This is a genomic window from Microbulbifer maximicatervae (SeqCode) (assembly GCF_052468095.1).
Genome location: NZ_CP174332.1, coordinates 4958013 through 4969435, shown reverse-complemented (window position 1 = coordinate 4969435; position 11423 = coordinate 4958013). Strand labels below are relative to the sequence as shown.

Annotated in this window: 11 protein-coding genes; 9 read left to right on the top strand and 2 right to left on the bottom strand. The window is 53.0% G+C overall.

Annotated elements, in window-relative coordinates; genetic code table 11:
* Positions 1–23: 23 nt before the first annotated feature.
* Entirely contained in the window at positions 24–926 is a 903-nt protein-coding gene (locus ACJJIL_RS22085) for a metal ABC transporter substrate-binding protein (protein ID WP_444906758.1), read from the top strand.
* Between the two features lie 55 nt (positions 927–981).
* Here the strand turns inward: ACJJIL_RS22085 and ACJJIL_RS22080 are convergent, their stop codons facing one another.
* Complete coding sequence (locus ACJJIL_RS22080) at positions 982–1275, bottom strand: hypothetical protein (RefSeq protein ID WP_413663925.1); 294 nt, start codon at positions 1273–1275, stop codon at positions 982–984.
* A 334-nt stretch (positions 1276–1609) separates the two neighbouring features.
* Between ACJJIL_RS22080 and polA the strand changes: the two genes are divergently transcribed.
* From polA to ACJJIL_RS22060, 4 genes are all read left to right on the top strand, one after another.
* The gene (gene polA / locus ACJJIL_RS22075; protein ID WP_445360776.1) at positions 1610–4348 is read left to right on the top strand and encodes a DNA polymerase I; all 2739 of its coding nucleotides are present in this window, start codon (positions 1610–1612) and stop codon (positions 4346–4348) included.
* A gap of 410 nt (positions 4349–4758) precedes the next feature.
* Positions 4759–5727 carry a ribose-phosphate diphosphokinase gene (locus tag ACJJIL_RS22070; RefSeq protein WP_413663927.1) on the top strand — a complete coding sequence of 323 codons (969 nt, stop codon included), beginning with the start codon at positions 4759–4761 and terminating at the stop codon, positions 5725–5727.
* Positions 5728–6455: 728 nt separating this feature from the next.
* Positions 6456–6914 carry a hypothetical protein gene (locus tag ACJJIL_RS22065; RefSeq protein ID WP_444906755.1) on the top strand — a complete coding sequence of 153 codons (459 nt, stop codon included), beginning with the start codon at positions 6456–6458 and terminating at the stop codon, positions 6912–6914.
* Positions 6915–6927: 13 nt separating this feature from the next.
* Positions 6928–7140 (top strand): hypothetical protein, encoded by a 213-nt coding sequence (locus ACJJIL_RS22060; RefSeq protein ID WP_444906754.1) that lies wholly within the window; start codon positions 6928–6930, stop codon positions 7138–7140.
* Positions 7141–7215: 75 nt separating this feature from the next.
* On the opposite strand, the gene yihA is transcribed toward ACJJIL_RS22060, so the two are convergent.
* On the bottom strand, positions 7216–7875 hold the full coding sequence (gene yihA, locus ACJJIL_RS22055) for a ribosome biogenesis GTP-binding protein YihA/YsxC (RefSeq protein WP_444906753.1): 660 nt from the start codon (positions 7873–7875) through the stop codon (positions 7216–7218).
* A gap of 124 nt (positions 7876–7999) precedes the next feature.
* On the opposite strand from yihA, the gene ACJJIL_RS22050 reads away from it, so the two are divergent.
* The 4 genes from ACJJIL_RS22050 (at position 8000) to ACJJIL_RS22035 (ending at position 11419) form a co-directional block, all read left to right on the top strand.
* Positions 8000–8674, top strand: a complete 675-nt coding sequence (locus ACJJIL_RS22050; protein ID WP_444906752.1) for a c-type cytochrome — start codon at positions 8000–8002, stop codon at positions 8672–8674.
* Positions 8675–8903: 229 nt separating this feature from the next.
* Complete coding sequence (locus tag ACJJIL_RS22045) at positions 8904–9590, top strand: thiol:disulfide interchange protein DsbA/DsbL (RefSeq protein ID WP_413663932.1); 687 nt, start codon at positions 8904–8906, stop codon at positions 9588–9590.
* A 123-nt stretch (positions 9591–9713) separates the two neighbouring features.
* Complete coding sequence (locus ACJJIL_RS22040) at positions 9714–10910, top strand: hypothetical protein (RefSeq protein ID WP_445360775.1); 1197 nt, start codon at positions 9714–9716, stop codon at positions 10908–10910.
* 44 nt (positions 10911–10954) lie between these two features.
* Positions 10955–11419, top strand: a complete 465-nt coding sequence (locus ACJJIL_RS22035; RefSeq protein WP_444926362.1) for an ecotin family protein — start codon at positions 10955–10957, stop codon at positions 11417–11419.
* Positions 11420–11423: the final 4 nt, after the last annotated feature.

Genomic DNA, 11423 nt, shown 5'->3' with positions numbered 1-11423 from the left:
ATATCGCAATTTTTCGCCGCCTAATGTCTCTGATGTATCCCTTCAAACGTCTTTTTACAATCTCCACGGTGCTTCTATTCGGGCTCTTTCTCCCGGCTTGTAGCAAACCGGAATCCGACAGTGGTGGAGAGCTGGTCGTCAGCGTGCGCCCTTTAGCCTTGATCGCCCGGGAAATAACCGGTGAGGATATTCCGGTTCGGGTGCTAGTTGAGGGAGCAGATCCTCACCATTATGCCCCTTCGGTTTCCGATCGGGCTGCACTTGAGCGCGCCCTACTATTGGTGTGGTTGGGACCGCAAATGGAGGGGGTATTGGCAAAACAGGCAGCGCTGTTACCAGCGGGCCGGCAAATGCAGCTTCTGGATATAGAGACCCTTGAATATGAGGGAGCCAGTGCTACCGACCCCCACCTCTGGTTGCGCCCCCGCAATGCGGCAATAGCTGCGGCGCAGATCGCTGAGCGCCTGGCGCAATTACAGCCACAGCAGGCGGAGCTGTTTATGGGGCGTGCACGGCAGTTTTCCAGTTCGATGGCCAACTTGCAGAAAGTTCTCGATCGGGCCTTGTACGGATATCGCGAAGTTCCCATCGTTGTTACGCACGATGCCTATGGTCACTTTTTTGGTTCCGCAGGAGTGAAAACCCACGCTCTGGGCGATGGCAGTGGCGGGGGCTATGGTGCCAAGGCAATGCTGGATTTGTCACAGATTGGCGACGGCTGTCTATTTGGAGATATGCCGGCTAATGAACGAGATCAACAGTTGGCAGAAAACTTGGGGCTGCGTTACGCCGCTTTGGATCTGCTGGGAGATCAGTTGAATGAAAATGCTGATTACAGGGAATTGATAGAGTCCCTCTTGTCTCAAGCCCGCACTTGCTTGAGTCAGGTTCCCGACCGCAACAAGGATAAATCAGAGGCTCCTTGAGGGCACCAAGTATCCCGCCTACCCAGGGAGGGGGCGGGATCTGGTAGGGTGGCTTCTAGGAACGATTGGTTATTTGCTGTAGTTTCTCTACCCGGGCAGCATCTCTTTCCGCTTGTTTTTGCAGTTTCTCCAGCTGCTGTTTTTGTCTCTCCAGCAAATCATTTTCTCTCTCACGGATAGCCTGCCTGAGTATTAACTCATGGCCTTCTACCTCAGACTGCTGTGAGTGTATTTCATCAGTCGCCTCGGCTTCAGCGGTATGCTCTCCACTGCAATCCGAGCCGGCACTTGCCGAAATGGCAAAGATACTTGCGGCAAACAACAGGGTGGCACGCATCACTCCTCTCATCTTTCGAATCCTTCCTTCAACATCGGGTGGCACAGTTTTTTGGAAATAAAAGATCCCTGACTGCCTGGGGGCAGCCTGTGACAATTTGATTTCCGGGGAGTAGCGAACGCATAAGGTCGCTACCGGCAAGACTAGCCAAGCCTGGAGATTTGGTGAGATCGATGCGCCGATAGTTTTAATCGGCGGGGTAAGTCGAGTGGGCTTTTGTGCAGAGGTTGCCTACGGTGTCTGGCGGGAAAGAATCAGTAAGCGGAAAAACAGAGCGAAGGGCGTTATCCTATCGGCCTGCCGCGCGTCCTGAACGCCAAACTAAGCAAGCAAGAATTCATCGTCTATGAGTAAACAAAACACCTCAGCCGCCCCGTTGATTTTGGTGGATGGTTCCTCCTACCTTTATCGCGCTTTTCATGCGCTGCCACCATTGACCACCAGCCAGGGTAAGCCTACTGGTGCGGTGCGCGGTGTGATTAGTATGCTGCGCCGCCACCTCAAGGAGCATCCAGGCAGTCCTGTCGTGGTTGTTTTTGATGCCAAGGGCAAGACTTTTCGCGATGAGATGTTTGCCGAATACAAATCCCACCGCCCTCCTATGCCAGATGACCTGCGTGAGCAGATTCAGCCCATTCACGACATCATCGACGCTATGGGATTGCCGCGCTTGGTGGTCGACGGTGTTGAAGCTGATGATGTGATCGGCACCCTGGCGCTGGAGGCCCAGAGCCAGGGGCAGCAAGTCATAATCTCCACCGGCGATAAAGACATGGCGCAGCTGGTGCGTCCGGGCGTTACCTTGGTTAACACCATGTCCAATACCGAAATGGACAGCGAGGGCGTGACTAAGAAATTTGGCGTAGGTCCAGAACTGATTATCGATTTTCTCGCCCTGATGGGAGATAAATCAGACAATATCCCCGGAGTTCCTGGTGTGGGCGAGAAAACCGCTCTGGCACTGTTACAGAATCTGGGAGGCTTGGAGACCATTTATTCCGACCTGGATGCCATTGCACCGCTGGGGTTCCGTGGCTCAAAAACCCTCGGCAAAAAGATGGCGGAGCACCGCGAGGCGGCAGAACTCTCCTATAAGCTCGCCACTATCAAAACCGACGTGGAGATGCCTTATCACCCCCAGGAGCTGCACAATTCAGAGCCCAATACAGAGGCACTGGTTGAGCTATTCACGCAGAATGAATTTCGCGGCTGGTTAGAAGAGCTAACCAGTGAAGAGGCTGAAGAAGCCATGGCGGAAGCCGTTGAGCGCGATTACGTCATCGTCACAGAAATGGCGGAGTTCGATGCCTGGCTGGAACAACTGAAGAGTTCAGGCATCTTTGCCTTCGACACGGAAACCACCAGCCTCAATTATATGCAGGCAAAATTAGTGGGGGTGTCCTTCGCGGTGGAGCCCTATCGTGCAGCCTATGTTCCCCTGGCCCACGACTATATGGGTGCACCAGAGCAACTGCCGTTTGACGAAGTACTGGCCAAACTCAAACCCCTACTGGAAGATCCACAGCAGAGGAAGGTGGGGCAGAACCTGAAGTACGACAGTCATATCCTGGCCAACTACGATATTGAATTGCGTGGCATTGCACGGGATACCATGTTGGAATCCTATGTTCTGGACAGCACTGGCAGTCGCCACGATATGGACAGTCTCGCACTCAAGTATCTGGGGGAGAACACGGTTCACTTCGAGGATATTGCCGGTAAAGGCGCCAAACAGCTGACGTTTAACCAGATCGAGCTGGACAAAGCGGGCCCCTATGCGGCTGAAGATGCAGATATCACCCTGCGTCTCCACAATGAGTTGAGTGCGCGTCTTGAGCGAGAGCCAACTCTGGTAAAGGTACTCGATGAAATTGAGATGCCCCTGCTACCAGTTCTGGCCCGTATGGAGCGTAACGGTGCTTATATCGATGCCAAGATGTTGGCGGAGCAGAGTGCTGAACTTGAGCAGCGAATGCGAGAGCTGGAACAGCAGGCTTACGAAGTAGCCGGCGAAGAGTTCAATCTGGGCTCCACCAAGCAGCTGGGAGCGATCCTGTTTGAAAAGCTGCAGATTCCAGTGATCAAGAAGACCCCCAAAGGTGCGCCCTCTACCGCTGAGGCTGTATTGCAGGAATTGGCCCACAATCACGAGCTGCCCGCACTGATAATGCAGTATCGCGGCCTGGCCAAACTGAAGAATACCTACACCGATAAACTGCCAAAGATGATCGACCCGGGTAGCGGTCGTGTACATACCTCCTATCACCAGGCAGTTGCAGCTACCGGGCGCCTGTCCTCCAGTGACCCTAACTTGCAGAATATTCCTATTCGTACAGAGGAGGGGCGCCGTATTCGTCGGGCCTTCACCGTTGACCCAAGAATCAATGGTGGCAGTGAGATCATCGCTGCGGACTACTCCCAAATTGAGTTGCGTATTATGGCTCACCTGTCTGGGGACAAAGGGTTGGTGGATGCATTTGCTCAAGGCGCAGATATTCACCGCGCGACGGCGGCAGAAGTCTTTGAAGTGGCTCAGGATGAGGTGACTGATGAGCAGCGCCGGCGGGCCAAAGCGATCAACTTTGGTTTGATTTACGGCATGTCGGCTTTTGGCCTGGCCAAGCAGTTGGATATCCCCCGGGCTGACGCCCAAACTTATATCGACCGTTACTTTGAGCGCTACCCGGGTGTATTGCGCTATATGGAGGATACCCGTGCACAGGCCGCAGAAAAGGGCTATGTGGAAACCCTGTTTGGACGCCGTCTCTATCTGCCGGAAATTAACTCACGCAATGGCATGCAGCGCCAAGCAGCAGAGCGGACCGCAATTAATGCGCCAATGCAGGGTACTGCCGCCGATATTATCAAGCGGGCCATGATCGCTGTGGATAACTGGCTCAGGGAGAAGAAGCTGGCGACCCGGATGATTATGCAAGTACACGATGAATTGGTTCTTGAAGTACCCAAGGATGAGGTCGAAATTGTGGCCGATGGCATTGTTGAATTGATGCAAGGCGCGGCAGAACTCCACGTTCCCCTGATTGTGGATTTGGGACAGGGCCGAGATTGGGATCAGGCGCACTAATTTGACTGAAGAAACCATCTAAGAATTGAGGGTAGGGCGCGCTGCTCGGAATGATTTGGCGCGCTCTTGTTGGTACGGATGAATAAAATGCCAATTTTTGTGTTTTGTTAGGCGTTTTTACAATCTTTTTGAAATTCCGTGGAACTGTTCCGGCGACAGCCCCTCTAAAAAGGCAAGATCGTTGGAATGCGTCATCATCCCCCAAGGAAGTCAGATGTTTGCCCCGGTACTCCCCCAAGTCCGGGGCATTTTTTTGCCTGTCTTTCAGCCCTGACCCTCCCTATCTACCCAAGCCGCAACAACTGCAACACCCGCAGTACTCCAGATCCTAAATTCCACTGTCCATACTTCTATTAAAACGTGGGCAAGGCGCTTAGCGAGTGTGAGGCGCCAGGCAGGGTACTGAGCTTATGAGCCGCATTAAGTTATTCAGTCTCGATGTGGGAGCAGACTTCGCAGGACGTGTCGCCGCGAGTCTCGGTGAACCGGTATCTCGCCATGAAGAGCGTCAATTCGATGATGGCGAACACAAAGTTCGGCCACTGGATGATGTGGAAGGGGCGGATGTTTTTCTGGTCCAATCCCTTTACACCGATACCAGCAGCTGTGTTGACCAGAAACTTATGCGCTGCCTGTTTTTCATTGGGGCGCTTCGTGATGCCGGTGCCGCGAGAGTGACTGCGGTCATCCCCTACCTTTGCTATGCACGAAAAGAGCGGCGAACCAAATTGCGCGACCCCCTGCCGAGTCGCTATCTGGCCAGTTTTCTGGAAGCCGCCGGAGTGGATGTAGTCGTGACTATGGATGTTCACTCCCTGGCGGCCTTTGAGAACGCATTCCGCTGTCGCACCGTTCACCTGGTTTCCAACCCCCTGTTGATTGAAGTAGCGCGAATGCGCCTGTCCGGAGACCCGGGTCCCCTGGTTGTTTTGTCTCCAGATGAAGGAGGGATAAAGCGTGCGGAAAAATTCCGTTTGGCCCTTGGGGATCAGTTGGGGGTGCCGGTAGCTAGCGCATTTGTAGAGAAGTATCGCAGTGGTGCTCTGTTGAGTGGGGGAACTTTGATTGGGGAAGTTAAGGATGCCACGGTCATTATCGTCGATGACTTACTTGCTACTGGCCACACAGTTACACGGGCAGTGGACGCGGTGATAAAAGCGGGAGCGAGGCGGATTTTGGTGTTTTGTGTCCACGGACAATTTAGTCGCGATGCCCATACAGCAATGGCGCGCTTGCCGGTGGAATCAATTGTGGTGACTAATTCTCTTCCTCAGTCGCAGCTGCGAGGAAACTGTGAGTGGATAGATTGTGCGCCGTTGATTGCAGATTGTATTCGCCGCCTGCACAGCAATGGGCCAGTGGCTGAGTTAACAATTTGATAAAAATCGACCGCCTTTACTTAGAAGAACGTATGAGGCGCCAAAACACGTATTTTGTTTACACTTATTTACCAAAGGAGCGGGAACCATCGGGCTTGAGAGCCTATCCAATTAATCAGTTCATTGTTGCTCCCTAACCCCAAAGCGTTTAGCTTTTTCTACCCCGGATGGTCCCCAACTCCGGGGTTTTTTTATGTCTTTCGTGAATTTATGTAATTTCATCCATCGGGGCACCTGTCCTTTCCTTTTTGAATTAAGCGCTTAAATCGTTTGGTGAGCTGCTCAGCTAGTTTAAGTTTTCGTATGCGGCGAGCAGGCCCTTAGATTGGATCTCCCCAAGACTCCCGCAGAGGTTTTTCACAGTTACCCCTGGGTCCCACGACTACATTGCCTGTTATCCACTTCCGGCATAATTGGGGCATGGCATAGGTCTAACCTAAAGGTTCACACATGCGCTTGGGAAGCATGAAAGTTCAGCCTACCATCGAAGCAGGTAAAGAAATTTTGGGATGAAAAGAACCCTCAGGCGTACCCGTCCCCCTGGGTGCGTCTGACAAGTGCCCCACCCCAAGGGCACTGTCCCCTAGCCGGCAGCCCCCATCTGCCGGCTTTTTTTATTTCATTAAATGACTCCATCACAGCAGAAAGCAAAAGTTGCTTGTGAATGCGCTTGCAAATGATAATGGTTCGCATTATCTTTAAGTTAAATCAAATATGGGGGGTTATCGGTGAATTTACGTTACTTGTGTGCCAACCATCGCCAATGGTTGACCGCTGACACGGATCGAGCAGAAAAGGCGTGGCTCGATTGGATTGAGCGCGGCAAGCTTTTGCTTGAAGAGTGCAATTACGCCGAAGCAATACCTTATTTGGGATGCGCCTTCGATCTGGCCAGCTTTCTTCTGGAAAAGCAGTGGCCAACTTATTCCATTTCGGCAACGCGTTTTAGTGAAAGCGCTATCTGGTTAATGGCTGCCTACCGGGAGCTGGGTGATGAAAAACTTCGAAACTACATACTTGCCGGCGCCAGCTCAGTACTCGCCCGCGAGTTGGGCGATAGCCATAAGCAAAGGGTTGCGGCGGATTGCATCAGCTCACTCTACCCCGGAGAGACACAGCAGCAGGTACGCGAGTTCTCCACAGCCAGAATATCCGCCTGTATCAATGGCGGAAACAGAGTGCACTGAGGGGAGTGAAAAGATGAATACCGATGGCAATTCCCGTCTGCTGACGATTGCCATACACGAAGAAACTCTTGCCGCTCTTCTCGCGCAGAGGTACTTACATGCAGAGGAATTGCATTGTTTAACTCCGGGGGCACGCCGACGGCTGCACCGGGTACTGCTTCGCTCCCTGATCCCCGAACAGAAGCGCATAGCAGCGGCAACTGGTGTGCCCGGAGTTCACTTTTAGGAATTTTCTCCGGTGTGAGATAAATTGAAGTGCTTGTGTTGCTCGGGGGGCGCTGCCCCCGGGCTCCCAGCTCGTTCAATCTTCAGTGGGGGCGGCTTCCTCTGGGATTTCCAGCCACTCATTGAGCTTGCGCTCGAGTTTGTCCAGGCCTGTTTTTTTGGTCGATGAGAAGATCTGCAGAGTGACCCCGTGATTGAGTCCCTGCTCCTTGAGGGTCTTCTCTACGGCAAAGCGAGTGTTGTTGGCTGGACCGTTCTTCAACTTGTCGGCCTTGGTTAGCAGGATGTGCACTGGGAGCTCGGCCTCTACTGCCCAGGTGAGCATATGCAGATCGAACTCCTTGAGGGGTTGGCGAATGTCCATTAGTAACACGAGTCCACGCAGGCACTCTCGCTTCTCAAGGTAGGTGGCCAGATGGCGCTGCCACTCATCTTTCATACTGCGGGCGACCTTGGCAAAGCCATAGCCGGGCAGATCCACCAGGCGCTGCTGATCGGAGAGGCGAAAGAAGTTGATCAACTGGGTGCGTCCCGGTGTTTTAGAGGTACGCGCCAACTTGTTGTTTTCCGTGAGCGCATTGATGGCACTGGACTTCCCCGCATTGGAGCGACCGGCAAAGGCCACCTCGGCACCAAAGTCCTCCGGACACTCAGTCAGGGTGGGGGCACTGGTGAGAAATTGTATGGAACGGTAGTTCAGTTTTGGTGGTTGGGCTTTAAATTCTGAATTTGACATCGTATAAGTCTGTTTATTCGGTACACTCGCTTGGCGCGCAAGTATATAATGCCGCCGTTTTCGCGTCGCAGGACTATCGGGGGCGGTGCGAAACGCCATCTCTCAGCGCGCAACGGGACGACGTATGAACAGCATTATCAAGAACACTGCTCTGGCACTCGGTTTAGTTTTCGGCTTGGGCGCCGTGCCCTTGGCGCTGGCTGCGGGCGACGCTGCTGCGGGCAAGGCAAAAGCCGCTCAATGTGCAGCCTGCCACGGTGCAGACGGTAACAGTATTGCTCCAGCTTTTCCAAAGATTGCCGGACTCGGCGAAAAATATCTGTATAAGCAGCTTAAAGATATTAAAGGTACACCAGACGGTAAAAAGGCCCGCGATGTGCCGCAAATGATCGGTCAGTTGGACAACTTCAACGATCAGGACCTGCAGGATATCGCCGCTTACTTTGCCTCGCAGCCAATGCAGCTGACCGGATCTGAGGCTATTTCCGTGAAGCTAAACAACGGTGAGGACGTCGACGGCCTGATGCTTGGACGTAAAATCTACCGTGGTGGCAATATGGAGACTGGTGTTCCCGCATGTATGGGATGCCACTCACCTGCTGGACTGGGCAATGCACCGGCCGGTTACCCTCGTCTGGGCGGTCAGTATCCAGAGTACATCGAAGCCCAGCTGAAAGCATTCCGTGTGGGTACCCGCAACAATGACGGTGAAGTTCGCACTATGCGCACCGTGGCCAAGCAACTCTCCGATGCAGAGATCAAGGCGCTGGCCAACTATATCGCAGGCCTGACTGACTAATAGTCACAGGGTTTGAGTACACTGAGGCCGGTCTGTAACCGGCCTTTTTTGTGCCTGTCGCCTGAGCATAAAGCCGCTTTCCATAGATGTACTAGGCAGTTTTTGCAGTGTTTCCTTGCACGAGGGTCCGGGAACTTAAATAATCTGCGTTGTCTATTGTGTCCTCAGTGGCTCGACAGCCCGCCGCTAGATGGCGTTCGCACCACTAAATAAAAGTTGGAGAAGACTTATGAGAGCATTTCTCGCCCCGATCACGATGGTTTTTGCTGTAATGTTCAGCCTCGTTGCCTGCGCCCAGGAAAGTGGCGAGTTCAAAGCGGGCCAGCACTATGAAGTATTGCCGCAGGCTGTACCACAAAAGAGCAACGACAAGATCGAAGTGACTGAGATGTTCTGGTACGGCTGTGCCCACTGCTTCACTTTTGAGCCAACTCTGGAGCGCTGGAAAGAGAAGATGCCCAGCGATGTTGCGCTGCTGAAATTGCCAGCAATTTGGCAGCCGGTTATGGATGTACACGCTCGTCTTTACTACGTAGCAGATTCCATGGGTGTTCTGGAAAAGATGCACACGCCTATCTTTAACACCATCTACACTCAGCGCCAGATGCTGGCTGTCCGCGAAGGTCGCAACTGGGTGCCTGACTTAAAGGCTATCGAGGCTCTGTTTAACAAGCATGGTGAAGATGGTGCGAAAGCTGCGAAGCTGATGAATTCCTTCGCTATCAACAGCAAAGTTAAGCAAGGTATGGCCAATCAGCGCGCTTACAAAATGACTGGTACCCCGGAAGTTGTTGTTGCGGGTAAATACCGCATCAGTTCCTCTTTCCCCGGATATAAAGGTAAGAGCAATGGCCAGGAGCTGATGCTGCAAGTGGCGGATTACCTGATTGCCAAAGAGCGAGCGGATCGCGGCTAAGCTTTCCAATTGAAGAAACCCCGCCTCGAGCGGGGTTTTTTATTTCTACCCTAAGAAAGGTGCCCCGCAATCTGTCGAGAGGCTCCTAACATCGATCAACCTTGCCCGATCCGGAAGCCACTAATGGGATTCAAATGGATTTTACTGTTTACCCTCCTAGCTGGCTTAATCGCACCTGTTTCAGCCCAGGACACTTCAAGCAGCAATACTGTGGCCGCTCAGGCCAGCAATCTTCTCTCCTATATAGCGGTAGACTACGGCGACGCCGTAGAGAACGGGCAGCGACTGGACACTCCTCTGTATGAACTACAGAAGCAACAGGTAGAAGAAGTACTGCGTCTGGTCACTCAACTCCCCGATCGGCCTGGTCGGCAGGGTTTGCAGAAAAGCCTCTCGGACTTGCGTAAGGCGATTGAGGATAAGGATTCCAGCGCAGAGGTGCGCCGTCGAGCCAATGCAATCGCCGATCGCCTTGCTGCTTTGTATCAGCTGCAGCGGTCACCCAGTTACTCTTTGCCCTCGCCGGGTTTTATGATGCCTGTTTATCAGCAGCGGTGTGCCATCTGCCACGGTGTCGACGGTGAGGGTAGTAATGAAGGCCCAGTCCTCAATGATCTCGAGAGAATGGCGGGGTTCAGTCTCTATGATCTTTATAACACCCTGGACCCAGAAACTGACTCTATTCACACAGTCGACATTGATGGAGACTTGACCGGCCTACAGCGCTGGGCATTAGCGGTGACTGTCGCTGCTTTTCCAGTGGCAAATCAGTTGCCACCCTCTTCCGACTTGGCGACCCGTTACCCCGGCTTACTGGGACTGCCGGGAATGGCGACCACTAAACCGGCGGAACTTGATCCAACTCTGCAACAAGCATTGATGTGGTGGCGCGGAAACCCCCATCTTGTACGCACTCTGATCCCCCCTCTTATCAGCGCAATTGGCTTGCTGCAGCTGGCGGAGACGGACTATCGAGGAGGAGATATAACAGCGGCATACGGTAAGTTAATGCTGGCTTATCGTGATGGGTATAGGCCGTTACGACAGGAGCTGCTGATTCGTGACAAGGTACTGGTGGAGCAACTTCAGGTCCAATGGCAGCAATTGCGGGGTGACTTGATTGGTGATGCCAGTTCTACAGAAGTTATTGCCGCGTTTCAAAATCTGCGGGCGGATCTCAATCTGGCCCACTCCAAGTTGGAGCCACCAGCGATGGGGGAGGGGCGATACCTATGGACTGCCGCTCTGTTTGCTTTGGCAATCGGTTTGGGGGCGCTGCTCTGGTGGGGACTGCGAAGACAAAAGCGAACTAGACTTTAAAAAGTTTTGTCCGCCATTTCCCGGCGCAGTAGTGAGGCCATACCATGTCAAAATTAGTTGCCACTGCCTTCATGATGTTACTGGCCCTGGATTGCCACAGTTCTGAGCCTCTGGATGCATTTCCAGAGGAGGTTGATGGCAAGTTACGTCACGTTATCAAGCTGCCCAAGGTTGTCGATGAAAGTCGCTTTAGGGTTGAGTTGATACCGGGAAAAAGCCAAGTCGCGGAATGCAACTTGCAAAGCTTTAGCGCCCCATTGCGCAAGGACATACTCCCAGGCTGGGGTTACCCCTTTTATGTCCTGTCCGACCTGACCCCGACCACAGATACGCAAAAGGTCTGTGCCCAAGGCAGTGAATCCCGGCGATTTATCACCGTGCGCGGTGATGGTTTGATGCTGCCTTATAGCAGCAAGTTGCCAATGGTCATATATCTGCCTCAGGGCGTGCAATTGAAGTATCGGGTATGGAGAGCAGACAAGAATTTTTCCGAAGCAAAATCCAGATAGTTGG

Bases quoted from the DNA above. Each gene is read 5' to 3' on its own strand.
- ACJJIL_RS22085 (WP_444906758.1), top strand. From the start codon at position 24: ATGTCTCTGATGTATCCCTTCAAACGTCTTTTTACAATCTCCACGGTG.
- ACJJIL_RS22080 (WP_413663925.1), bottom strand. From the start codon at position 1,275: ATGAGAGGAGTGATGCGTGCCACCCTGTTGTTTGCCGCAAGTATCTTT.
- polA (WP_445360776.1), top strand. From the start codon at position 1,610: ATGAGTAAACAAAACACCTCAGCCGCCCCGTTGATTTTGGTGGATGGT.
- ACJJIL_RS22070 (WP_413663927.1), top strand. From the start codon at position 4,759: ATGAGCCGCATTAAGTTATTCAGTCTCGATGTGGGAGCAGACTTCGCA.
- ACJJIL_RS22060 (WP_444906754.1), top strand. From the start codon at position 6,928: ATGAATACCGATGGCAATTCCCGTCTGCTGACGATTGCCATACACGAA.
- yihA (WP_444906753.1), bottom strand. From the start codon at position 7,875: ATGTCAAATTCAGAATTTAAAGCCCAACCACCAAAACTGAACTACCGT.
- ACJJIL_RS22050 (WP_444906752.1), top strand. From the start codon at position 8,000: ATGAACAGCATTATCAAGAACACTGCTCTGGCACTCGGTTTAGTTTTC.
- ACJJIL_RS22045 (WP_413663932.1), top strand. From the start codon at position 8,904: ATGAGAGCATTTCTCGCCCCGATCACGATGGTTTTTGCTGTAATGTTC.
- ACJJIL_RS22040 (WP_445360775.1), top strand. From the start codon at position 9,714: ATGGGATTCAAATGGATTTTACTGTTTACCCTCCTAGCTGGCTTAATC.
- ACJJIL_RS22035 (WP_444926362.1), top strand. From the start codon at position 10,955: ATGTCAAAATTAGTTGCCACTGCCTTCATGATGTTACTGGCCCTGGAT.